Origin of the sequence: Aurantibacter aestuarii, from assembly GCF_003008425.1 — a bacterium.
GTDB lineage: Bacteria > Bacteroidota > Bacteroidia > Flavobacteriales > Flavobacteriaceae > Aurantibacter > Aurantibacter aestuarii.
The window spans coordinates 43,783-69,381 of sequence record NZ_PXOQ01000009.1 but is presented as its reverse complement, the minus strand read 5'-3'; the positions used below and the strand labels follow the sequence as shown (position 1 = coordinate 69,381).

Annotated in this window: 20 protein-coding genes; 10 read left to right on the top strand and 10 right to left on the bottom strand. The window is 31.2% G+C overall.

The features are described from left to right. Positions 1–58 precede the first annotated feature (58 nt). Positions 59–1,936, top strand: coding sequence for a tetratricopeptide repeat protein (locus C7H52_RS07075; RefSeq protein ID WP_106463198.1), 1,878 nt, complete (start codon positions 59–61; stop codon positions 1,934–1,936). A gap of 20 nt (positions 1,937–1,956) precedes the next feature. On the opposite strand, the gene C7H52_RS07070 is transcribed toward C7H52_RS07075, so the two are convergent. Further along, positions 1,957–3,018, bottom strand: a complete 1,062-nt coding sequence (locus tag C7H52_RS07070) for a DUF3667 domain-containing protein (RefSeq protein WP_106463197.1) — start codon at positions 3,016–3,018, stop codon at positions 1,957–1,959. A 149-nt stretch (positions 3,019–3,167) separates the two neighbouring features. On the opposite strand from C7H52_RS07070, the gene C7H52_RS07065 reads away from it, so the two are divergent. Further along, positions 3,168–3,848, top strand: a complete 681-nt coding sequence (locus C7H52_RS07065) for a hypothetical protein (RefSeq protein ID WP_106463196.1) — start codon at positions 3,168–3,170, stop codon at positions 3,846–3,848. Between the two features lie 127 nt (positions 3,849–3,975). Next, the gene (locus C7H52_RS07060; protein ID WP_106463195.1) at positions 3,976–5,142 is read left to right on the top strand and encodes a hypothetical protein; all 1,167 of its coding nucleotides are present in this window, start codon (positions 3,976–3,978) and stop codon (positions 5,140–5,142) included. 42 nt (positions 5,143–5,184) lie between these two features. Here C7H52_RS07060 and C7H52_RS07055 read toward each other — a convergent pair whose 3' ends face one another. The 4 genes from C7H52_RS07055 to C7H52_RS07040 are packed head-to-tail and all read right to left on the bottom strand — an operon-like array spanning position 5,185 to position 10,687. Beyond that, the gene (locus tag C7H52_RS07055) at positions 5,185–6,666 is read right to left on the bottom strand and encodes a lipopolysaccharide biosynthesis protein (protein WP_106463194.1); all 1,482 of its coding nucleotides are present in this window, start codon (positions 6,664–6,666) and stop codon (positions 5,185–5,187) included. A 9-nt stretch (positions 6,667–6,675) separates the two neighbouring features. Next, a complete protein-coding gene (locus C7H52_RS07050; protein WP_106463193.1) occupies positions 6,676–7,950 on the bottom strand; it encodes a glycosyltransferase in 1,275 nt (424 codons plus the stop codon). Beyond that, positions 7,943–10,366: a YfhO family protein gene (locus C7H52_RS07045; RefSeq protein WP_106463192.1), complete on the bottom strand. Its 2,424-nt coding sequence runs from the start codon at positions 10,364–10,366 to the stop codon at positions 7,943–7,945. Before C7H52_RS07045 ends, C7H52_RS07050 begins: the two co-directional genes overlap by 8 nt. Before the next feature lie 54 nt (positions 10,367–10,420). Beyond that, a complete protein-coding gene (locus C7H52_RS07040) occupies positions 10,421–10,687 on the bottom strand; it encodes a DUF4834 family protein (RefSeq protein WP_106463191.1) in 267 nt (88 codons plus the stop codon). 102 nt (positions 10,688–10,789) lie between these two features. Between C7H52_RS07040 and C7H52_RS07035 the strand changes: the two genes are divergently transcribed. The 5 genes from C7H52_RS07035 to C7H52_RS07015 all read left to right on the top strand — a co-directional run bounded on the left by C7H52_RS07035 (position 10,790) and on the right by C7H52_RS07015 (position 17,724). Next, positions 10,790–11,806 carry a transporter gene (locus tag C7H52_RS07035; protein ID WP_106463190.1) on the top strand — a complete coding sequence of 339 codons (1,017 nt, stop codon included), beginning with the start codon at positions 10,790–10,792 and terminating at the stop codon, positions 11,804–11,806. A gap of 15 nt (positions 11,807–11,821) precedes the next feature. Further along, a complete protein-coding gene (locus tag C7H52_RS07030; protein WP_106463189.1) occupies positions 11,822–12,943 on the top strand; it encodes a GTP cyclohydrolase in 1,122 nt (373 codons plus the stop codon). A gap of 155 nt (positions 12,944–13,098) precedes the next feature. After that, a complete protein-coding gene (locus C7H52_RS07025; RefSeq protein ID WP_106463188.1) occupies positions 13,099–14,472 on the top strand; it encodes a tail fiber domain-containing protein in 1,374 nt (457 codons plus the stop codon). 4 nt (positions 14,473–14,476) lie between these two features. Next, positions 14,477–15,871: a tail fiber domain-containing protein gene (locus C7H52_RS07020; protein ID WP_106463187.1), complete on the top strand. Its 1,395-nt coding sequence runs from the start codon at positions 14,477–14,479 to the stop codon at positions 15,869–15,871. Positions 15,872–16,104: 233 nt separating this feature from the next. Then, complete coding sequence (locus C7H52_RS07015) at positions 16,105–17,724, top strand: C1q-like domain-containing protein (protein WP_106463186.1); 1,620 nt, start codon at positions 16,105–16,107, stop codon at positions 17,722–17,724. A gap of 93 nt (positions 17,725–17,817) precedes the next feature. On the opposite strand, the gene C7H52_RS07010 is transcribed toward C7H52_RS07015, so the two are convergent. The 3 genes from C7H52_RS07010 to C7H52_RS07000 all read right to left on the bottom strand — a co-directional run bounded on the left by C7H52_RS07010 (position 17,818) and on the right by C7H52_RS07000 (position 22,414). Then, complete coding sequence (locus tag C7H52_RS07010) at positions 17,818–19,077, bottom strand: aminotransferase class I/II-fold pyridoxal phosphate-dependent enzyme (protein WP_106463910.1); 1,260 nt, start codon at positions 19,075–19,077, stop codon at positions 17,818–17,820. 164 nt (positions 19,078–19,241) lie between these two features. Next, complete coding sequence (locus tag C7H52_RS07005; protein WP_106463185.1) at positions 19,242–20,282, bottom strand: PLP-dependent cysteine synthase family protein; 1,041 nt, start codon at positions 20,280–20,282, stop codon at positions 19,242–19,244. Between the two features lie 65 nt (positions 20,283–20,347). Next, the gene (locus tag C7H52_RS07000; protein ID WP_106463184.1) at positions 20,348–22,414 is read right to left on the bottom strand and encodes a S9 family peptidase; all 2,067 of its coding nucleotides are present in this window, start codon (positions 22,412–22,414) and stop codon (positions 20,348–20,350) included. A gap of 127 nt (positions 22,415–22,541) precedes the next feature. Here C7H52_RS07000 and C7H52_RS06995 point away from each other — a divergent pair, with 127 nt between their 5' ends. After that, positions 22,542–22,859, top strand: coding sequence for a YbaB/EbfC family nucleoid-associated protein (locus C7H52_RS06995; RefSeq protein WP_106463183.1), 318 nt, complete (start codon positions 22,542–22,544; stop codon positions 22,857–22,859). Between the two features lie 68 nt (positions 22,860–22,927). Here the strand turns inward: C7H52_RS06995 and C7H52_RS06990 are convergent, their stop codons facing one another. Then, complete coding sequence (locus tag C7H52_RS06990; RefSeq protein ID WP_106463182.1) at positions 22,928–23,254, bottom strand: hypothetical protein; 327 nt, start codon at positions 23,252–23,254, stop codon at positions 22,928–22,930. A 110-nt stretch (positions 23,255–23,364) separates the two neighbouring features. Beyond that, the gene (locus C7H52_RS06985) at positions 23,365–24,384 is read right to left on the bottom strand and encodes a threonine aldolase family protein (protein WP_106463181.1); all 1,020 of its coding nucleotides are present in this window, start codon (positions 24,382–24,384) and stop codon (positions 23,365–23,367) included. Between the two features lie 90 nt (positions 24,385–24,474). Between C7H52_RS06985 and prfB the strand changes: the two genes are divergently transcribed. Then, positions 24,475–25,585 (top strand): peptide chain release factor 2 gene (gene prfB / locus C7H52_RS06980; RefSeq protein WP_146130020.1). Its coding sequence is split into 2 segments (ribosomal slippage): positions 24,475–24,537 and positions 24,539–25,585, totalling 1,110 coding nucleotides; the frame shifts between segments, so codons are not numbered across the junction. Positions 25,586–25,599 lie beyond the last annotated feature (14 nt).

Here is a 25,599-nt window from a genome sequence, read left to right as displayed (position 1 = left end):
ATAGTAACATTATATTAGTGTATATTAGCAACAGCAAATTATTTTCTATTCAATTTTTATGTCAAAATATTATATTTCATTTAGCTTTATATTCATCATTTGTTTGAGTGTTAATGGACAAATAGATTTAAGAAACATAAAGCTTAAGCTAAAAAAAACTTCAAATTCTAGTGAAAGAGTTAAATTAATTACAGAGATAATTAACTATTACCAGAATCGAAATTTAAGTGACAGCACATTCTTTTATGCTGAAAAATTAAAATATATTGCAGATAAAAATAATGACAGTTTAGTTCATGCTAAATATTATACATTAAAAGCAAAAACATATTATTTAAATTCAGACTATATTAATACAGAAAAATTTGCTTTAAAAGCAATAAAAATTTATCGAAATAATAATTTAGTTGAGGACGTCGCGAATACACAACTCATTCTAGGTAATATATATCAAATTCAAGATAATAATAAAAGTGCATTACAAAATTTTACAGAAGCGCTACCCTACTTAAAAAATAAAGATAAAATTTCTGGACTACTAGGCTTAGCTGCTGTTCATGGACAGATTAACAACTTAGAGGCCGCATTAAATTATTATAATGAAGCCTACAAACTTTCTACCACATTAAATCTTGAGGAATATAAATTTGACATTTATAATGGTTTATCTGCCGTTTACAACAATAGTGGAGATTATGAAAAAGCATTAGAGTCGCTAGAAAAGGCACTAACCGAAACTAAGAAAAATAATAGATATTTAGCTCAGGTTGTTTGCTACCATAATATAGGCTACTTACAAAAAAATTTAAAAAACTTTAGGGAAGCAAAGGTTACTTTCGAAAATGGGATAAGCATTTTCAATAAAATATCAAACACATATATGATGGCTTCAATATATATGTATTATTCGGAAGTTATTGCTGAACTTGGTAATATTTCAGGAGCTGAAGATTATATACTTAAATCTGAAAATCTCTTTAATGAAATTAACAATTCTAGTACTAAGCCTTCAATATTAAATATTAAGGCTAAGATTGAAGGTTTTAAAGGAGACCATTATAAAGCTATTGATTATTTAAAACAAGCCAATAGTATAAAACATATTGATGATATAGAAATTGCAGAAAAGAACAAACTGCTGTTAGCCAATTTTTATGATAAAATTGGAGATGTTAATAATGCCTATAAGGCATATAAAAACTATACTCAATTTAAAGATAGTATAAGGAACAGTCAAAATAAACAGAAGATAGAACGTTTAAAATTACAATTTGACATATCAGAATATCAACAAGATTTAAAAACTAAAGAACAAGAACTTAATTTACTTAACGAAGCAAAAAAAGCAAGTAATTATAGAAACACCTTGCTTTTTTTACTCGCTTGCGGTCTAGTAACATTTATTTACAGACAGCGCAAATTAAATAAAGCTAAAGAGTTCGCTCTTATTGCTGAAAAAAAAGTTATTACTTTAAAAGAAGAGAAATTAAGTAGTGAAATGGCAGTAAAAAACACTGAGATTACAGAATATGCTATTCATATAAGTGAAAGAAATAGAATGCTGGAGTATTTTACGAATGAAATAAAAAAAATTAAAGCTCAGTCTGATAATACTGAAGTAAAATCTCAATTACAAAATTTACAATTCTACGCTGAAGAAAATCTAGATATAAATAGAGAAAAAATTATATATAACAGTAATATAAAGAATACAGAACAGTCTTTTATTTCAAAATTAAAAGAAAAATACCCCAACCTTACTCCTAAAGAAATTAAGGTCGCTACTTATGCTTTACTAAAAATGAGTTCTAAAACAATTTCAAATCAAATGGGAATAAGCATACAATCTGTTAACAATTATAGATTTACCATTAGGAAAAAATTAAATATCCCAAAGAACAAATCAATTGATGAATATTTAAGAGATTTAAATTAAAAAAAATAAATTTAGTGATACTAAAAATATAAAAAAGATATTAAAAGTGTAATTATTGTTGCAAAAGGTATTACAAAGGTGAAATAAGTTAGAGTTAATAAAGAAGTTTTTAATAAGGTTCCTATCCATTGCTTTTTATAATAGTTTTTCACAGCAATAACCAAATATACAAAGCAAGAAAGTATAGCCAAAACATCTAAGTAGTCTGGAATATCATAAATGTAATTTGTGGTCATAATTCCAGAAAACACGAAAAAGATAAAAGCAAAATAGTAAAAGCTAAATACCAAATGATTGGCATAAATTTTACGTTTGAAATAAAACAGTCTTAACAATAATGCGAAAATAGGTAAAAGAAAAAATAATGTTATTGGAATGCTATCCATAAACCGTTTGTAAATAGAGCCTGCTTTTGGATTTTTATAAAATTTAAGTGTTTGTTTATAGAGTAATTTACCAAAAAAACCTGCGTCTTTTTTCAGCCCCATTTCTCTTAAAATTATAGATTCATCAGCATTTATAGCTATTAAAGAATCTACTTTTTTTTCATCAAAGTTTAAATGATTAACATTTTCATTGTTTTTTTCCGATTTGTTAGCAATAGAATCAATTTCTTTCTCGGAAAGTCCCAAAAGCGCCTTAGAATTATTTAATGTTTGCTTTACCTGTACCTTATGTAAAGAATCTTCAATTCTTTGCTTTTCTATAGCCTCAATTGATTGTGCTTTTTTATTTTCTTGAAATATTTCAGATAAGCTAGAGTCTAAATAATCTGCACTTTTTTTTACTTGGAAAGAAAATAAAAAGAAAAATAATAAAGTGCTAAATAAGTATAATTGTGCTGGATGTAAATAAGTTAATCGTTTACCTTTAACAAATTCTGATGGCAAAAAACCTGGTTTTGTAATAAGTGGAATAAAACTTTTAAAAAAACGAGCATCAAAAGCTAAATAATTTTGAATGGTATTATTAAATAATTCTTTTAAAGTTAATGTATCTTCCTGTATTTGGCCACAATTAGGACAAAATTTGTATGATGTACCAAAAGGTTGATTGCAATTTTTACAAGAATGATAAGCCATAATTTGTTAGCAGTTTTACCGCTATAAATTTAGGTGTTTTATTTATAAATTATAGAATCTTTCTTTTTTTGGCACGCGAATTGAATTTAACCTATTAAATAGCGATAGCCGAAACGCTTAACAGTAGGCAAAATCTAAAACCCTTTACTATGAAAACAATAGTACTTTTATTAACAGGTTTGTTATTTGGAATAGCACCTGTTGCAGCAGAACAAAAATCTGCATCGCAAGGTGAAGATTTAAGATCTAATTTTTATTTTGATCAACCTATCTCTTTTATAGAGCGTGGTGTAGAATTTTTAGTATTTCCAGACGGAAGTTTTGATTTTAATACCGAATTGAATACGACTCCTGGAGATGTATACTATAGACGCAACTCAGCAACTAGAGTATCGTTTAACACTAATGTAACTTACGGAGCACCTAGGGTAAATTATATACAAGGAAACAACTTTTCTAGTGGTGTTATTATTACACATGATAGTGAGGGCCGAGTAAGACGAATAGGAAATGTATTTTTAAATTACAACTATTACGGTCAATTAAAAAGAGTTGGCTCTGTATATTTAAGATATAACAGATTTGGTTTAGTTTCTCAAATTGGTGGCTTACGTATTCATTATCATAGAAATACGCAACAAATCTCGCATACCTCTGGTTTCGTAAACAGATATAATAGACATTGCGGAGTTTGTAGTACAATTAATTGTGGCGTAAATCATTTTTCACAACCTTACAATAATGGAAACAATCCTAATGATGATTACTATTATTATAAAAAAGGAAATAAAACTAAAAAGGTTAAGAAGCTTAAACGCCTTAAATCTTAAATAAACCAAAAGCTCAAGTCATTACACTTGGGCTTTTACTTTTTGATAATCAATAGGTTAACTTAAAATTTTAATTTTGGCACGATGATTGAAAATAGATAAATAGTTTAACTTAAATTTTACACTTATGAAAAAATTAATCATGTTACTTACAGGTTTACTAATTGGATTAGTAAATGTAAACGCTACAACGCCTGCGGAAACTTCAGCTATAAATACATCATATGGTTTAGGCTATGGAAATTCTTTCATATTTGTAGAAAATAATATTGAATTTTCAGTTTTTCCAGATGGACAATTTGATTTTGTAATTCCTAATCAGAATCCAAATATTTCAATTTCGGTTAATACTAATGCAGGAAGCTTTAGTTTTAATTCTGGTTACGATTATAATCCATATGTACAGTATGATGAATTTGGAGCTATAATTCAAATAGAAAACACGCCTGTTTTTTATGATTATTATGGTCGAGTAAATCAGATTGGATCAATTTTTATTAATTATAACAACAGAGGTTTTATTCGCAATGTTGGAGGTTTATATATACATTATAACAATTACAATGTGTTCTCTCACTGTACAGGATTTATTAATGTTTATAATAGAGTTTATATCCATAGACCTTGGCATAGATATTACAGAATTCCACCTAGAAATTATTGTGTGGTTTACAACAGACCTTATCGTGTAAACTATGTTCCAGTAAGATATGCTTATCATAGACCTTTTGCTAATAACTACAGAAGAACCACTGCAGTTGCAACGAGACGCGGACATACAATTTCTAGAAACAGAAGTTTAGCAACTAATGGTAGAGGTTTAAAAAGAGCCGACTACTCTAACTATAGAAGAAACTCTGTGGCAACTAATAACTCAACCAGAACACGTTCAAACGCAACTTCTAGAACTCCTAGAACATCGAATGCAACGAGAAATTCAAGAGCATCAACTTCTACAAATAATACAACGACCCGAACACGTACTAGATCGACTATTGGAAACAATACATCTAACAACGGGAATCGTTCAGGCTCAAGAACACGAACATCAAATTCTTCTACTATTAAAAGAGGAAACACAAGTTCAAGAGTATCTTCTCCAAGAAAAAGTTCTACGAGAACAAGTACTCCAAGAGTTAGTAATAGTCAATCTAGAACAAGTAGAAATTCTAAAACTATAAGTTCACCTTCAAGAAATACATCGGTGAAATCAAGATCTACAAGAACACAAAGCAGATCTACAAATACAAGATCTTCAAGTAGAAGTTCAGGATCAAGAAATAAAAAAGGATAATATTTAGTTTGTTAATTTAGTTCAAAAAGTCTTTTAAATAGTTTAACCTCTATTTAAAGGACTTTTTATTTTTAACAACCATTGGTTCATGATAAAATATATATCGGTAGAGAGTTTAAATTTAAATACCAAATAAGCGTAAAACAAACTACAAAGTGCCGTTTTAATCACAATACTTAAAAATGGATATTCCATTACATCCCAGAAATAAAAAGCGACTAGAAGTAAAACAATAACACTTATAGTTTGCCCTGTTTGTTTTGTAAACGGTGAGATTTTAAATTTTAACCAGACAAACCACAATTTAATACTATTGTAAATAAAAATAGTAATGCAGCTTGCTAAAGCAGCACCTTCTAGTCCAAAAGCGGGAATAAAAACCAAATTCATGACTACGGTACAAATAGCAATAATAACCCCGAAAAATAAAACCATTCTGTAATAATCACTATAAAATAATATAGAATTATTATTTCCTAAAACACTATTAAACAGTTTTGCTACACTAATAATAAAAACAACAAAAAGCCCTTCAGAATAATTATTAGGCATAATTGCATAAAGTGATTTTATATTTATTAATATTAAAAGAAAGATTAATCCACTAACAATTAATAAAGTAATGGACGACTTTTTATATAACAAATCCAGCTCCTTTTTGTTTTTATCATTTAAGTATTGAGCAGTTAAGGAATTTGTAATTTGCTGCATGGACCTTAATGGCACATCTATTACTGTAGCTATAAAAATTGCAACGCTATAATAAGCAACATTGCTTAATGAAGGTACTAATTGCCCAATCATGAATTTATCAAGTTCAAGAATAATTAAAGCTACAGAACCTGCAATAATTATTAATCCTGAATACTTCACCATGGTAAATTTATCGGTCAAACTTTTAATTTGAAAAGATGGTTTTTTCAAACTAAACGCATAAAACGCCATAATGATTAGACGCAAAAAATAAATTAAGACCGTAGTATAGATAAACTGGTCTATAGTGATATAATTAAAGTGAAGCACAAATAGCAAGAGCATTATGGCAACTCTATGAAACACTTCTTTTATAAAATTACCAAATACAGAGTGCAAATGAACTTTGCTCCAGGCATAAAAAATTTCAAAATAAGCAAATGCAATAGCCGTTAAGTAAATTAACCACACATAATCTTTTATAATCGCGTTTTCTTTAGATAACCAAGTCGAAATACTTTCGTAAGCCAATTGACCAATTAATCCAAAAGGAATCACTACAATTAATGGCAACAATAAACTAAAGCCCAAAAAACGCTGCTGCTGGACTCTGGTTTTATACTTTGTGAAAAATTTTACTATAGTATTATGAACACCAAATGCCATAAGAGGCATTAAAATATTGGCTGTAGATAAAATATAAGACACCAAACCAAAATAGGTTTCGGATAAGAAATTTGTATATAAAAATAAGATATTAACTGCACCAACTAAAAACCCCAAATAAGTAATTAAGGTATTATGTATAGATTGTTTAATAACAATTCCCATAGATTATGTTTAAATAATATCGGCTAACTCTTTAGTTAGTGCTTTACGGCTAAACCCAGAAATAGCATTAGAGGTAACATTTAATTCACCGTTTAAAAATAATTCAAAACAATTTAAAATACGCTGCTTTAAAGCTTCTTTTTCATTGTATAAATAATAAAACCCAGTTTGGGTTTGATGAATTAATCCTTCTACATCACTTCCATCGGGTCCAATAGCTAGTATTGGGCGTTTGGCATTAAAATATTCAAATAATTTTCCTGGAATTATGGCTTTAGTATCTTCTGAATCTATTTCAATAAGTAACAATACTTGCGATTTTTGCTGATGAAGAATAGCTTCTTTATGACTTACATAGCCTAAACAGTTGGTATAGGTTTCTAAATTATTTGCTTTAATTGCTTTTAAAATATCTGATCCTACTGCGCCAATGAGCTTAAGTTCAAAATGAGTTTTAAACGATGGATTTTCAGAAACAAGCTCACTTAAAACCTGCCATAAAATTTGCGGATTTCTTTCAGAAAGTAAAGACCCAATATGCGCTATTGAAAATTTTTGATCTAATACAGAATTCTCTACGTGCTCAACATCATAACCATTTGTAATAACTTTAATGGGTTGTTGTGTTATTTGTGAAAATTCTCTTTTGGTATTATAACTGGTGACTACAATAGAATCTGCAGTGTTTAAAACTGTTTTCTCAAGTTCTTTATGTTTTTTTGAAGCTTTTTTAGTGAGCTTTAATTTTTTATGATAACCTATAGTAGTCCACGGATCTCTAAAATCGGCAATCCATTTTACAGCTAGTGCTTCCTCAAGTTCTAAACCAATTAAATGTAAACTATGTGGTGGTCCAGTTGTGATAATAGTATCAATTTGTTCTTGCTTGATATAATTTTTAAGAAAATTAACCGATGGTTTTACCCAGTTTTTTCTGGCATCGGGTATAAAAAAATTCCCTCTTATAAATAACAAGATTTTTTCAATAAACGACTGATTTTCCTTAGAAGAAATAATGCCTTTACTTATAGTTTTCGTTTTAGATGAAAATAACTTAGCAAATTTATAAGGTTCGTTTATTGGTAATTTTAAAATGGTTGTTTCTTTTGAAACATCTTCTTCTAAAGACTTATCCAGTAACGGATAATTAGCATTTTCCGGACAGAATACTATAGGTTCAATATCATATTCTGGTAAATACTTTACAAATTTTAACCAACGCTGTACGCCTGGTCCACCTGCAGGTGGCCAGTAATATGTGATAATTAAAACCTTTTTAGGCATTCTTTTTACGGTATATAAAAAACACGCCTAAAATTAATAATAATCCCACCAAAATGGAACTTATTAAAGCAATTGTGCTTCCGGTCTTAACCACTTCTGGTTCAAAAGTAAATAGTATAGTATGGTTTCCTGCAGGTATTTTTAAGCCTCTTAAAGTGTAATCTACCCTGTAAATAGGCTGCTCTTTTCCATTAATAGTAGCTTTCCATCCTTTACTATAATACATTTCAGAAAAAACCGCAAAACCTTCATTTTTATTATTTGAAGTATATTCTAATTTATTTGGCTGAACTGTTTTTAAAGTGATGGTTGCTGTAGAGTCTACTAGGAAATTTTCAGATTTTAAATGTTTATCTGTAGTTACAGCAAGTTCTTTAGATTCTAATTGTTCTAAAGCTAAAAGTTCTTCATTTGCATTTGCTAAAGTCTTTACACGTTTTACAAACCACGCATTTCCATTGGCGTCTGGATTTACAAAAGGATAAGCACCTTGTTCTTCATCTGAAGCAATTACATATTTTACATTAAATAAATTTAAAATATTAGGATTGTTTTTTGAAATATAAAAACTATAAACATCATCAAACCTGCTTAATTTTGCGGCGTGATAACCATTTAAGGAGTTGTGAAAATAAGCCGACTTAGCAGGTAATCTGGACTCTACATCTAGTACACGAAATGATTCTTCATCCTTTAAAATAGCCAAATCTGCTTTATTTGCCTGATAAGGTTTAGTCATGGCTCTAGAACTCACAAAACTATCATTATTAACATAACGTCGATCTACACCAACTAAATCGAATACAATTAAACAAGCAAAAGCAATAATTAGAATGTTTTCTGAAATTTTTTGTTTAAGAAACCCAAAAATAACCGCAGAAGAGATAAGTATTAAAATTAATGTTCTAAATGTATCATTAACAAAAAATGTTTTTCTGTCTGCTCTTAGCGCGTCTACAAATGCCTGTCCATATTCTCCATAGGCATTTCTGTAATAACCATCATTCGCTCCAACAAAATCAAACAAGCTACCACTAAACACTAGAAACAACACACATAAACCACCCGTTATAGACAAACTATATACTAATGCTTTTTGTTTTTGTTCTGGTTTGCCAAAATCTGTTATTAATTTATGTAATCCAAAAACAGCTAAAACAGGAATACATAGTTCTAAAATGACTTGTATGGAACTTACGGCTCTAAACTTATTATAGAATGGCACATAGTCAATAAAAAAGTTTGTAAGAAACTCTAAGTTTTTTCCATAAGAAAGCAATAAAGAAAGAATACTACCAGCCAAAAGCCACCACTTTAATCTTCCTTTAACCAAAAATAAAGCTAAAACAAACAGAAATAAAATTACCGCTCCAATATAAGCAGGTGCTTCAACTATAGTTTGATCGCCCCAATACGTTGGGGTATTCTCCACTTCTTTTTTAGCTTCTACTGGAGAAGCTCCTAAAGTTTGATAAAATTTATAGGTTTCAGAATCCTTACCAACATCTTCTCCACTTCCACCACCTAAAAACCTCGGTATAAAGAGGTTGAATGATTCTAAAAGCCCATAACTATATTCAGTAATATATTCCTTAGATAGACCTGTCGTAATCTCTTTTTTAGAACCATCTGGATTTATGGTCAGCTCACTTTTACCACGAGTACTTTCTTTAACGTATTCTTGAGTCGCCATGAAATTAGTCGCATTAAGACCTATTGCTAAAACAAGAGCAACACATAAAATTCCTACAGATTTGAAATAATGCGGTAAAAGTTTTTTCTTGTAGGCGTCTATTAAATAGACGATACCTAAAACTAAAATTAATAGCATTAAGTAATAGGTCATTTGGAAATGATTAGCTACTAGTTCTAAACCCAATGCTATCGTAGTTAATAAAAATCCTAAAATGTATTTACGCCTAAAAGTATAAATTATTCCTGCCAGAACTAAAGGCATATAAGCTATAGCATGCGCTTTACTATTATGACCTACTCCAATAATTATGATTAAATAGGTAGAAAAGCCAAACGCTAGAGCTCCTAACGCTGCCATTTTGAAATCTAATTTTAAGCTGAGTAATAAGATATAAAAACCAATAAAATATAGGAATAAATAATCTGCAGGTCTTGGAAGAAAACGTAAAGTTAAGTCTAAAGATTTAATATAATTGTGAGGGTATTTTGCGCCTAATTGATAGGTAGGCATACCTCCAAAAGCACTATTAGTCCAATATGTCTCTTCACCAGAAGATGTTTTAAATTCCTTTTGTTGTTGTGCCATACCAATGTAGTGCACAATATCACTCTGATAAATTTCTTTACCTTTTAAAACAGGACTAAAGTAAAGTAATGCTGCAAGAACAAATCCTATAACAATTAATATATGTGGTAAGATTTTTTTAAAATTTAGACTCATATCGTATTAGTAGTAAAGCTCCAAAATACAGCTATTTTTTATTATATTAACTGCTTAATCAATTTCTTCATAATCCACATATTCCCCAACGTCTTTGTTTGAAGATTTTTGTTGTGGCATTTTATCTATGGTTATTTCTCCTTCTTTTTTATGCTCTGTTTGCTGCTGTTGGTTTTGACCAAATTTAGTTTCTGCTTTTTTTATTAATGTTTTTAATAAAATTGGTGCGAAAATGCGGCTTAATATTTTAAATAAATAATAAAATAAAGCGATATATAAAATAATTTTAAAAAAGCCAGTTAGTGATGCTTCCTGTATCATAAATCTAATTTTAGACAAAAATACAATTATCGATATTTTATTTGGTATCTAAAGCCTTAAAAAATATATAATATATTATATTTGAATTTAAACCATTGTGTTATGACAACTACCCAAAAACTATTTTTCATATTACTCCTATTTTCATTTACCGTACAAGCTCAATACACCGATTTAATTAATTCAAATCGTCCTGGAGTCTCACGTAGTGCTTGGGCAGTAGGTAAAAATGTTGCTCAAGTAGAAGCAGGACCTTACTATGTTAAAGAAAAACATGCCTTATTAGAATCTGAACTATCGGGCTTTGGAGTTGATTTTGCTGCTAGATATGGTTTATTGTTTGAAGAGCTAGAACTAAATATTGAAGGCATCTACCAAAGCGCAAATTTTACAGACAACAGAAGTACGATTCCGTTCGAAACTAAACGATCAAACTTTAAAAATTTAGTGTTAGGTGCCAAGTACTTGGTTTATGACCCGTATAAGAATAAGGAAGAGGAAAAGCCAAATTTATTTAGCTATCATGCAAACAAACGTTTTAAATGGAGTTCTTTAATTCCTGCAGTTGCGGTATATGTAGGAGCTAATTTTGATACTAAAGATAACCCTTATGTAGCTCCAGGTATAGAAGGATTTAGCCCTAAAGTAACGATAATGTCTCAAAATAATTTTGCGAGTGGTTGGGTTATGGTTATTAATTTAACCAAAGACCGCATTGGAACAGATTTTTCAGATTTTCAATACATTATCACCTTTACAAAAGCTATAAACGAAAAATGGGTTGGATTTGGTGAAGCTCAAGGGATTTATAGTGACTTTTATGCCGATAATCTATTTAGAGTTGGTGGCGCTTACTTATGGAGTAAAGATTTTCAGTTGGATGCCGGAATTACTTTTAATACAAAAGACACACCTTCTGTGTTTAACATGAATTTAGGTGTTTCTTACCGATTAGATATGCATGTCGACCCAGAACAAAAGGATAATGGTACAGATGTTATTGATGAATATGAGCGTAAAGAAAATAAAAAGCGCGGCAGAAAAAGCAAAAAAGACAAAGAGAAAGGTGAAGGAGAGCCAACCCGTAAAAAAGAAACTAAACTAATAGATTTCGAATAAAAATTAAGCCACACAATGATTCAAATTCAAAAAGTTACTAATAAGGCTTTATTAAAAACATTTGTAAAAGTTCCTTTCGGAATATATAAAAACTCTAAATACTGGGTGCCTCCAATTATTTCTCAGGAGATGAAAACTTTTGATGTTAATGAAAACCCTATTTTTAAAAATGCAGAAGCCACTTTATTTATTGCATACATCAATAAAAAACCGGTTGGGCGTATTGCCGCCATTATAAATTGGCTAGAAGTTAATGACCAAAAGGTTAATAAAATGCGTTTTGGTTGGTTTGATTTTATAGATAATGAAGAAGTTTCTAAAGCACTTTTAAACGAAGTATATAAAATTGGAGCTCAAAATAATCTAGAGTTTATGGAAGGCCCTGTTGGTTTTTCAAATTTAGATAAAGTAGGTGTTATGACTTCTGGCTTTAATCAAGTAGGAAATATGGTCGCTTGGTATAATCACGAATATTATATTAAACATTATAAATCTTATGGTTTTATTACCGAAAAAAAGTACGAAGAAAATAAATTTCCATTTTCTAATGTAGATCCGAATTTATTTTTAAAAATTCAGGACCTTATAAAAAAACGCTATCAGCTTAAAGCTTTAAAGTTTACAAAAACAGAAGAAGTTATGCCCTATGCCGATAAAATGTTTGATTTATTTAATGAAACATATAAGGATTTGTCCTCTTTTGTGCAAATAACAGAAATTCAGAAAGCATATTTCAAGAAAAAATTTCTATCCTTTATTAATCCTGAGTACATTAAATTTGTTGTCGATAAAAACGATGATTTAATTGCATTTGCTATTGTAATGCCAAGGTTTGCAGAAGCTTTACAAAAAATGAGAGGCAGATTGTTTCCATTCGGGTTTTTAAAAATTTTAAAAGCTAAGAAAAATAGTAAAGATGTTATGTTTTACTTAATTGGCGTACATAAAGATTATCAAAATAAAGGAGTAACCGCTGTTATATTTAACGAGTATTTTAACACCTTTTCTGAAAAAGATATTCAAATGTGTTACAGAACTGCAGAATTAGCCGATAATGAAGCCATAAAGAAAATATGGAAACATTTTGATCCTAAAGTTTATATAACAAGGGAAACGTTAAGAAAATCATTACACTAAAATTAAATAATTTAAATCCTTAGATACTAATTGCAGTTTAACGACAAAAAACGCGTCTTGGCGTAATTGATAATTATAAAACCTTTTCTGACTATTATCAAACGGTAAAAAACCTATTTAGACAGTATATTGAAGCATATTTTAATCTGATTAGTATGCTAAAACAAATTATTTTAATCTTTTTTTATGTAACTACATCGATTTCGTTTGCTCAAGTAGGTATTGGCACGATAACACCAAATGCAAATGCCATGCTAGATATAGAATCTTTAGATAGTGGTTTACTTATAAATAGTCTAAGTTTGTCTTCTACAACATCTTTTGCACCAATGAATGCTCATGTAGAAGGAATTATAGTTTATAATACAACTACAATTAATGATGTTAGTCCTGGTTTTTATTACAACAATGGTTCTACTTGGCAAAGAATTTTAAATTCAGTTGGTGGCGACTGGTTTATTACAGGTAATACAGGTACTAATGCAAATACAAATTTTATTGGTACTACAGATAATCAAGCCTTTAGCTTTAGAACAGACAATAGACTAAATCATACTTTAGAAACAAACGGTACACTATCTGTTTTTAGACCAAATTCAGTTCATATAGGAGAAAATGTCGGATCTTCAGGAAACGGTAATGTAAACGTTTTTATTGGCTCAAATACAGCTATTAATAATGGTGCTGGCGATAGAAGTACAGCGGTTGGTGCAAATACATATTCAAGCAATACTAGTGGTGCCAATAATAATGTTATAGGTGCCAGAGCTATGGAAAGTAATACAGGTAGAGACCATAGTATTGCTGTTGGTTATAAATCTTTAGAAAATGCTAACGCAGATAGAAATGTGGCTGTTGGAAATTATGCTTCAAGAAGTCTTGTAAATGGTGCAAGAAATTTTTCTTTAGGTGTTTTTGCCCAAAACACAAATGTCTCTGGTAATGATAATACTAGTGTTGGTTATAACAGCATGTTTTCTTTTACAAGTGAAGATTTTAGTACAGCAGTTGGAGCTAATGCATATTTTAATGGAAGTTACAGAAATGCTAATGCTATAGGTTATAATACTGTAGTAGATGCAGACAATATTTTGCATTTAGGGAATACTTCAATCGTTCAAATTAGTGGCCAAGTAAATTTTACAACCTATTCAGACAAAAGAATAAAGACTAACATTAAAGAAGATGTTGTTGGAACAGAATTTATTACTCAACTAAGACCAGTAACTTATAATTTTGATATTGATAAACAAAATGAATATTTAAAAGTAAAAGAAAGTCCAATTTACCCTTCTAAATATGATATTGAAAACATTGAATTTTCAGGTTTTATAGCTCAAGAAATTGAAGCTGCCGCAATAAAAAGTCATTATAATTTTAACGGTTTGTCAAAACCTGAAAAAGATCAAGCATTATATATGGTTACCTATTCACAATTTGTTGTACCCTTAGTAAAAACAATAAAAGAACAACAAGAAAGACTTAAAGAAATAAAGAAAGAACTTCAATTACTAAAAAATAAAAAATAGCATTATGAAAAACATTATATATATTTTAATTATTCTCCCTTTTTTTAGTTTAGCACAAGTTGGTATTGGAACCACAAACCCTAATATTAATGCTGCGTTAGAAATAGCTACAACAGATAAAGGTTTATTATTACCAAGATTAAATTTATCAAATACAACTAGTGCTGCTCCTTTAACTGCACATGTTTCTGGTATGCTAGTCTATAATTTAGCTAGCATTGGTGATGTTTCTCCTGGTTTTTATTATAATAATGGTACCGCTTGGCAAAGAGTGGCTACAAGTGTGGCTGCTGGTACTGGTTGGAATTTAGATGGTAATGCAGGAACCAATAGTTCTAACGATTTTTTGGGCACACTAGATAACCAGGCACTAACTTTTAGAGTAAATAATATACCTAAATTAAGATTAGAAACCAATGGTACAATTGCTACACTAAATACTGGAAATTCAATTTTTATTGGTGATGGTGCAGGAATAAATGATGATTTAAGTAATAATGAAAATATTTTTATCGGTAATAATGCTGGTAATGCAAATACAACAGGGGAATTAAATACTGCAATTGGAACAAATGCTTTTGAAAACAATGTTTCGGGTTCTAGAAATATATCTTTTGGATTAAATAGTTTAAGAAATAATACAACTGGTAACGATAATATTGCAATAGGAGACTTAACTTTAGAAAACGGTAGTTCTAATAATTTTAATGTAGCAATTGGTAATCAATCTTTTAGATATACCACAACAGGTACAAATAATGTTGGTGTTGGTTATTGGGCTGGTAGAGAAAATAGGGGCGGCACAAATAACGTCGCTATCGGTAGTTCTGCACTCCAGAATAATACTAATGGAAGTTTCAATACCGCTATAGGTAATCAAGCGTATGATAATGGAAGTCACAACAACACAACTGTTATTGGTTATAATGCAGATGCAGGTGGAGATAATAGAGTTAATCTTGGTAATACATCAATTACAAGAATTAGCGGTCAAGTTAATTTTACAACCTATTCAGACCGAAGAATTAAAAAAAATATAAAGGAAAATGTGGCTGGTCTAGATTTCATAATGAAATTAAGACCTGTAACATATAATTTAGATATTAGTACTCAAAATAAGCTTTTAGGAGTAAATGAATCGCCAGATTATGATTCAAAATACGACATTGAAAAAATAAAAATTTCTGGATTTATTGCTCAAGAGGTTGATGCTGCAGCAAAAGATTCTAATTATAATTTTAGTGGTGTTAAAACGCCAACCGAAAATGATCCGCTATATGCTTTAACTTATGCCGAATTTGTTGTACCATTAGTTAAAGCTGTTCAAGAACAACAAAAAATGATTGAAGAAATTGAAAGGGAAATTGCAACTATTAAAAAAAATAATAAAGAAAAATAGTTTTAATCTAATTTACAAAGTGGAAGAATTAGTTTGTACTAATACAACTAGAACCTCATACAAACATTAATTCATAATGAATCAGAATTGTACATCATTAGCTGTTCTTTATCTGAAAAAATATACCGTTTATCCTAAAAAACAATAGATTAACCTTTATTGACAATTAACAAACCATGTTTATAGTGGTCTATGTTTACTTTCAGACAAACAATTAAGTAACCATTTAGACCATGAGAACAATTTTATTTTTATTTTTACTTACTACATCGATTTCTTTAGCACAAGTTGGGATTGGAACTACAAATCCAAACCCAGATGCTCTTTTAGATTTAACTACAACAGACCAAGGGTTACTACTTCCAAGAGTAATTTTAACCGATTCAACCTCAGCAGCTCCATTAACAGCACACGTAGCGGGTATGTTTGTTTATAATACAACAACCTCTGGAAACGTTAGCCAAGGTGTATATTATAACGACGGTATAAGTTGGAGACGGTTAAATTCTGCTGCAAGAGGCTGGCTTTTAAATGGAAATACTGGTACAAACAGTACTACAAATTTTTTAGGAACTACAGATAATCAAGCTTTAACCATAAGAACTAATGATATTGAAAAAGTTAGAGTTGAAACTAATGGTACAATTTCTACACTAAATACTGGTAGATCAGTTTTTATTGGTGAAGGCGCTGGAGCTAATGATGATTTAACAGATAATATAAATACATTTATTGGTTATAATTCAGGAATGTCTAACACAGATGGGCTTAGAAACACTGCCTTAGGAGTTAATACATTAAGTTCTAATATCTCTGGCAGAAATAACACGGCAATTGGTGGCTTGGCTTTAACCTCAAATATAAGTGGTGACTCTAACATTGCTGTAGGAGCATTTTCATTATCAAATAATACTGATGGTAGAAATAATATTGGTTTAGGAAATCAAACACTTAGATCAAATATTTTTGGAGAGGGAAATGTAGCTATTGGAGATTATGCTGGAAGAGTCCTAGATTTTGGTAACGCAGTGGATATTGACAATAACTTTAATGTCTTTGTTGGTAGCGGTGCTGGAAATTCAGATCGAAATTCCTCAAGAAATGTATATATAGGATATGATGCTGGTGCTGGAGATTATGATTTGACTGGTAATACTGGTACATTAGAAGATAAGGTTGGAAATGTTTTTATAGGAAATCAGGCTGGTTATGATGAGAGTGGAAGTAATAAACTTTATATAGAAAATACTGCAAATGATGCTGACAATGCATTAATCTACGGAGAATTTGATAACAATATTTTAAGAACAAATAGTGAATTTCAAATTGGTAACCCTGCAACATCAGGTTATGCGTTTCCTACAACCGATGGTACTGCAAATCAAATTTTAGTAACAGACGGCTCTGGTGCTGTAAGTTGGCAAAATGCAAACACTTCAACCCTATCTTTAGTAAGAGCAAGAATGACAAGTGCTCAAACTTTAGTTTCTGGTTCTCAAAAATTATTATTCGACACAACAGATTTTGATTTAAATAGTGAATTTGACACTGTAAACAATCAATTTGTAGCTGGATCTGACGGGTTTTATAATTTTAGTGCACAATTTAGTACAGATGCACAAACTAATACCACAACATATACTCTTGTAATTTATATCAATGGTTCTATCTATCAAAGGGTTGAACAAAATCATAGTGGTAGCGGAAGAATTACGAGGCAAATTTCTGCAATCGCTCAATTATCTGCCACAGATATAGTACATATAGAAGTTATAACCACTGGAACTGGTGCTGGTACTAGTGTATTAAATAACAATACAAGGACTTGCTTTAATATTGAAAGAATACGTTAATAAAAATAAAGTACTTAAATGTTTTTTAGATTAGTCATAAAAAAACCGGATTCAAAATGAATCCGGTTTTTTTTTATGGGTTTTATTGAGTGATTATTCTCCCATTGCAGCCATTAGAGCTGCAGACATACGTTTGTAAGTTCCGTTTTCTAAACGCTCTCTAATCGCTTCAAAAGCAGTTAAAGTTTCTTCTACGTCTTCTAAAGTATGAGTTGCTGTTGGTATTAAACGTAATAGAATTAATCCTTTAGGAATAACAGGATAAACGACTATAGAACAGAAAATACCATGATTTTCTCTTAAGTCTTTTACCAAAGCCATAGCCTCAGGAATACTACCATTTAAATACACTGGTGTAACACAACTTTGTGTTGTTCCAATATCAAATCCTTTAGCTTTTAAACCAGATTGTAATGCGTTTACGTTTTCCCATAACTTATTTTTAAGTTCTGGCATAGTACGTAACATATCTAAACGTTTTAATGCGCCAACTACTAATTGCATTTGTAGCGACTTAGCAAACATTTGTGAACGTAAGTTGTATTTAAGATAATCTATAATTTCTTTGTCTGCTGCAATAAATGCTCCAGTACTCGCTAAAGATTTTGCAAAAGTAGCAAAATACACATCAATATCTTCCTGTACACCTTGCTCCTCTCCTGCTCCTGCTCCAGTTTTACCTAAAGTTCCAAAACCATGAGCATCATCTACAAATAGTCTAAAATTAAATTTCTTCTTAAGCTCTACAATTTCTTTTAAACGACCTTGCTCACCACGCATTCCAAAAACACCTTCAGAAATTACTAAAATTCCTCCTCCGGTAGTTTCAGCCATTTTAGTAGCACGCTCCAAGTTTTTTTCTAAACTTTCAATATCGTTATGCTTGTAGGTAAAACGCTTACCGTGATGTAAACGAACGCCATCAATAATACACGCATGTGCATCAACATCATAAACAATAATATCGTCTTTTGCTACTAAAGCATCAACTGTAGATACCATTCCTTGGTAGCCAAAATTTAATAAATAAGCTGCTTCTTTATTTACAAATTCTGCTAATTCATTTTGTAATTTCTCGTGTAAATCTGTGTGACCAGACATCATACGGGCTCCCATAGGATAAGCAGACCCATATTGCGCTGCAGCTTCTGCATCTACTTTACGAACTTCTGGGTGATTTGCTAAACCTAAGTAATCATTTATACTCCAAGTAATAACGTCCTTACCCTGAAATTTCATGCGGTTAGAAATTTCTCCTTCTAACTTTGGAAACACAAAATAGCCTTCAGCTTGTTCTGCCCATTTTCCTAGTGGACCTTTGTCTTTATATATTTTTTCAAATAAATCTTTCATAAAAGATAACATTAATTCTGAGATGCAATATCTCCAATAATTATAACCTTGCAAAATTAAGAAATTAAACTTTGCAGACACAATTATTACGCAATGATTATTAACAAAAAAGTTAACCTAAATGTGAATTTTAGATTAACTTTTTATTAAATTTTTGAAAAGTTTTACTTTATGTACTGAATACTTTGTGCTGCCTCTTCATTTTGAGTATCGAAAAAGCCTTGGTCATTCATCCATTTATCGCTATAAATCTTACTCATATAACGTGACCCATGATCTGGGAAAATTACCACGACATTATCTGTCGGCTTAAAATAATCCATTTCATTCAGCTGTTTTAAAGCTTGTACAGCTGCTCCAGAAGTGTATCCTGAAAACAAACCTTCTGTTTTAGCTAACTCTCTGGCTGAATGTGCACTTTCTTCATCGGACACTTTTACAAATTCATCTATCGCATCAAAATCGGTAGCTGTAGGAATTAAGTTTTTACCTAAACCTTCAATACGGTATGGATAAATTTCTTTTTCGTCGAATTCTCTTGTTTCGTGGTATTTTTTAATCACCGACCCAAAAGCATCAACCCCAATCACTTTAACGTTAGGATTTTGTTCTTTTAAGTATTGAGCTGTTCCAGATATAGTTCCTCCAGTTCCGCTACAAGCAACTAAATGTGTGATTTTACCTTCAGTCTGGTTCCAGATTTCTGGTCCGGTTGTATGGTAATGTGCCGCAGTGTTTAATTTGTTGAAATATTGGTTGATGTAAACAGAGCCTTTAATTTCGTTATGAAGTCTTTTAGCAACTTCATAATAAGAACGCGGATCGTCTGCTTTTACATTGGCTGGACACACATATACTTTTGCGCCCATGTTTTTAAGCATATCAATTTTATCGGCAGAAGATTTTGAACTTACTGCCAAAATACACTCGTAACCTTTTATAACACTTACCATTGCAATACTAAAACCTGTGTTTCCAGAGGTCGTTTCTATAATAGTATCGCCAGGTTTTAGAATGCCTTGACGTTCTGCTTCTTCAATAATATGTAATGCAATTCGGTCTTTAGAAGATTGACCTGGATTAAAAGATTCTACTTTTGCTAAGTAATTCCCTTTAAATCCTTTGGTTATTTTTTGCAGTCGAATTAGTGGTGTATTCCCTATTAAATCTAAAACGCTATCAAAAACTAGTTTACTTTTATCCATAAATTATGTTTAAAGCAATCAAAATTGCTAATCCAAACCTTGCAAAAATAGTGAAAAAAAACCGATTAGCTGTTAATGTTTTCCAAATCTAATAAAAAGGCATATTCTAATGCCACTTCTTTTAAAGCTTCAAAACGTCCGGAAGCCCCGCCATGTCCCGCAGTCATATCGGTTTGCATTAATAAGATGTTCTGGTCAGTTTTTAATTCTCTTAATTTTGCTATCCATTTGGCAGGTTCCCAATATTGCACTTGCGAATCGTGCAATCCTGTAGTTATTAAAGTATTTGGATAGTTTTGAGCCACCACATTATCATAAGGACTATAAGATTTCATATAATCGTAATAGATTTTCTCATTAGGATTTCCCCACTCGTCATACTCACCAGTTGTAAGTGGAATGGTATCATCTAACATAGTAGTTACCACATCTACAAAAGGCACTGCAGCAATAACCCCATGATATAATTCAGGATTTAAATTCATTACTGTACCCATTAATAATCCTCCTGCAGAACCGCCCATAGCATACAAATGCTTTGGTGATGTATAGTGTTCTTTAATTAAAAATTGAGAACAGTCTATAAAGTCGGTAAATGTATTCATTTTACGAAGCATTTTTCCATCTTCATACCAGTCACGTCCCAAATATTCTCCACCTCGAATATGACAAATTACATACACAAAGCCGCGATCTAGTAAACTTAACCGTACTGAAGAAAAATAAGGATCTATTGTAGAACCATAACTTCCATAAGCATATTGTAATACGGGATTTTTTCCGTTTAACTCCAATCCTTTTTTAAACACCATAGACATCGGAATTTTCTTTCCATCTCTTGCGGTTGCCCAAAGTCGTTTGGAATCGTAATTTTCTTTATTAAAACTACCTAAAACTGCCTGTTCTTTTTGAATCGTTTTAGTTTTAGTCTTAAAATTATAATCTATTACAGCGCTAGGTTGTGTTAGCGAATTAAATCCGTAACGTAAGGTATCACTATCAAAATCCGGATTATTGCCCATATATGCGGTGTAAGTTTCACCATCGAAAGGTAAATAATAGTCTTCGGTATTATTCCATGCCATAATGCGTAGTTTATTTAAACCTTGCATACGCTCGTTAATAACTAAGTACTCTGAAAAAATTTCTATATCTTCTATTAAGACATCCTCACGATAAGGCAACACATCTTTCCAATGTTCTTTTTCAGTCTGATGTTCTGGGGTTTTTTGAAGTTTGAAATTAGTCGCGCCATCTTTATTGGTAATGATGTAAAAATAGTCTCCAAAATGAGCGATAGAATATTCTAAATCTCGAACACGTTTTTGAAACATCTCAAAATTATGGTCTGGCGTATCTGCATTGACATATTGGTACTCGCTTGTTGTCGTAGAACTTGAACCAATAATTACATATTTACGAGACTTACTTTTATAAACAAAGGTGTTAAACGTCTCGTCCTCTTCAAAATACACCAACACATCCTCTTCCTCTTTTGTGTATAATTTATGTTTATAAATTTTATCGGATCTTAAAGTGACTGCATCTTTTTTAGTGTAAAATAAAGTTTTATTATCGTTTGCCCATACAGAGCTTCCGGTTGTATTTTCAATTTTATCGCTAAAGACTTCGTGTGTTTTTAAATCCTTTATTTGTAAAGTGTACTGGCGTCTACTTATTTTATCTACTGTAAAAGCCACTTTGGTATTATCTGGACTAACACTAAAACTTCCTAATTTAAAATAGGTGTAACCTTTAGCCATCTCGTTACAGTCAAACAACACTTCTTCTTCGGCGTCTAAACTTTCTTTTTTACGAGTATAAATAGGGTAATCCTGTCCTTTTTCGAATCGTGTTATATACCAATAACCGTTAAACTTGTATGGCACCGAAGAATCGTCTTCCTTTATTCGGGCTTTCATTTCTTCAAATAAAGACTTCTGAAATTCCTCTGTATGAGACATAACCGTTTTGGTATACGCATTTTCCTCATTTAAATACGCAATGACTTCTCCATTTTCACGTTCATTTAACCAATAGTAATTATCTACACGCACATCGCCATGTATTTCTAATTTTTTAGGTTGTTTTTTTGCTTTTGGTGCTACTAAGTCTGCTATAAGTTTTGTCATTTGTATGTTCATTCTAAAGTGTAAAAGTACTTTTTATTCAATTAATTTTAAACACTTCGCTCCTATTCTTTTCTTTTATGAAATTGAATAATATCTTTGTAGCTGAAACATTTAAAATTATAATATTATGTTTGGAGATATGATGGGAATGATGAGTAAACTAAAAGAAGCTCAGGCAAAAGTTGAAGAAACTAAAAAACGATTAGATACAGTTTTGGTAGATGAAAAAAGTAGTGACGATTTACTAAAAATTACTCTTACCGCTAATAGAACTATAAAATCTATTGATATTGACGATGAATTGCTTCAGGATAAAGAGCAGTTAGAAGATTATTTAATTTTAACCTTAAATAAAGCTCTAGAAAAAGCAACCAATATTAATGAGGCAGAATTAGCTGCTGCTGCAAAAGATGGTATGCCTAATATTCCTGGGATGAATTTCTAATTTGTTAGAATCAAGATTTTAGAACAAAGAATAAAGACTGCTTATCATAAAAGATTTGCAGTCTTTTTTTATTTAAAATATAGGCTATTAATCCAAAATAGTAGAAGACTCAATAATATAATAGCAATACATACTGCGATTAGTTGTTTTTTGCGAAGTGTAGCAAATTCTTTATTTAATCGATTTTTAATCTCTAATTTTTCTGCTTTTGTAAGTTGATTTTGTAATTGTTTAGAATTCGTTTTTTTAGAGTTTAAACGCTCTAACTCCTCACCATAAATAGTCTTCATTTTCGAAAAAGGTAGTTTAGCCGTTCTGGTAAATACGGAAGATTGGTTTCCAAAACCTATATAACCTGAAGTAGCTTTTAAACGTCTTCCTTTACTTCTTCTCATTTTAGATTAAATTAATTACCTCTCGACTCCGCTCGAGGTGACATACTTAATATTCATCATTTAATTTATAGCTCTTGGCTCATGGCTCTTAAGATCTATATTCAAAAATCCTATAAACTCATCAACACCTCACAAAATTTCTCATGCATGGCGTTTGTATAATCGTGATGGGTAACGATTCGTTTTTTTCCTTGTCCCATATCACTTAAACGAATATGATGTGCACTCATTTTAGCATTAAAATCGGCATCTGTAAATTTACCGTTTAATTCAAAAATGATAATGTTGGTTTCTACAGGTTCTACTTTTTTAATATAATCTAAGGTGTTTAAAACTGTTTCCAACGCTTTAGCTTTTGCGTGGTCTTCAGCCAAACGTTCAAATTGATGGTCTAACGCATAAATACCTGCTGCTGCTAAGAAACCAGCTTGTCGCATCCCACCACCAAATATTTTACGTATTCTAATGGCTTTTTCCATAAACGCTTCATTTCCAACTAAAACAGAACCAACTGGACAACCTAAACCTTTACTTAAACACACAGAAATGGTATCAAATTGTTTCCCATAATCCAAAGCAGTTTCGTTTTTTGCAATTAAAGCATTCCATAATCGAGCACCATCTAAATGAAACCCTAATTGATGCTCATCGCAAACCGTTCTAATTTTTTTAATTTCTTCAAAATCCCAGCATGCACCGCCACCTTTATTGGTGGTGTTTTCAACTTCTACCAAGGTCGTTAACGGACTGTGGTAAAAATCGGGCGGATTAATAGCTTCAACCACTTGTTGTGCGGTAAACATGCCACGATTTCCGTCTAACAATCGGCATGACACACCACTATTAAAAGAAGCTCCGCCACCTTCATAATTAAAAATATGAGCATATTTATCGCAAATAACCTGATCTCCTGGTTGTGTATGCAATTTTATAGCTGCCTGGTTTGCCATAGTTCCCGTAGGAAAGAACAAGGCGTGCGTTTTACCAAATTGTTTTGCGAGTTTTTCTTCTAAGGCATTTATAGTTTCATCTTCTTTATATACATCGTCTCCCACCTTAGCCGTCATCATAGCATCCAACATACCTTTTGTCGGTTTGGTAACCGTATCGCTTCTTAAATCTATAATCATTTTTATGAATTCTTCATTTAGAGCTATAAAAATAAGAGGTTTTGTTTTTATTTGCTGTGTTAAATTCTATTTTTGTTTAAAATTCAAGTTATGATTACTTCAGATCAGGTAAAAACCTTAAATACACGTCTAGTTAAGCTACGACACTATCTTTGACTTAGATAATAAAAAAATTCAAATTCAAAACGAAGAAGAACAAACCTTCGACCCTAATTTTTGGAACGATTCTAAAGCTGCAGAAGTCGTTATGAAATCGCTTCGTGAAAAAAAGCAATGGATTAAAGATTACGATACTGCTCAAGCTCTGGTTGAAGACTTGGAAGTGATATACGAGTTTTTTAAAGAAGAGGAAGCAACTGCTGAAGATGTTACCAATCGTTACGAACTTGCCGAAGACGCTATTGAAAATCTGGAGTTCAAAAATATGCTTTCTGAAGATGGCGATAGTTTAAGTGCAGTACTGCAAATTACCGCTGGTGCAGGTGGAACTGAAAGTTGCGACTGGGCACAAATGTTAATGCGGATGTATTTAATGTATGCTGAAAAAAATAATTTTAAAGTTAAAGAACTTAACTTTCAGGAAGGTGATGTGGCTGGAATTAAAACAGTAACCTTAGAAATTGAGGGCGATTTTGCATTTGGTTGGCTAAAGGGTGAAAATGGCGTACATCGCTTAGTTAGAATTTCACCTTTTGACAGTAATGCGAAACGACATACCAGTTTTGCTTCGGTTTATGTGTATCCTCTGGTTGATGATACTATTGAAATTGACATCAATCCGGCTGACATTGAAATTACTACCGCAAGATCCAGTGGTGCTGGTGGACAAAATGTAAATAAAGTAGAAACTAAAGTACAATTAACACATAAGCCTACGGGTATTCAAATTTCATGTTCAGAAACCCGATCGCAGCACGATAACCGTTCTCGAGCCTTGCAAATGTTAAAATCTCAGTTGTATGAAATCGAACTTCAAAAACAATTAGCTCAACGTCAAGATATTGAAGCCGATAAAATGAAAATTGAGTGGGGAAGCCAGATTAGGAATTATGTGTTACATCCATATAAACTTATAAAGGATGTAAGAACAGCTCATGAAACTGGAAATGTTGAAGCCGTTTTAGATGGAAATATTCAACCATTTTTAAAGGCTTACTTAATGATGATGGGACAACAAACTACAGAAACAGATCAGTTGTAGCTCATAAATTACCC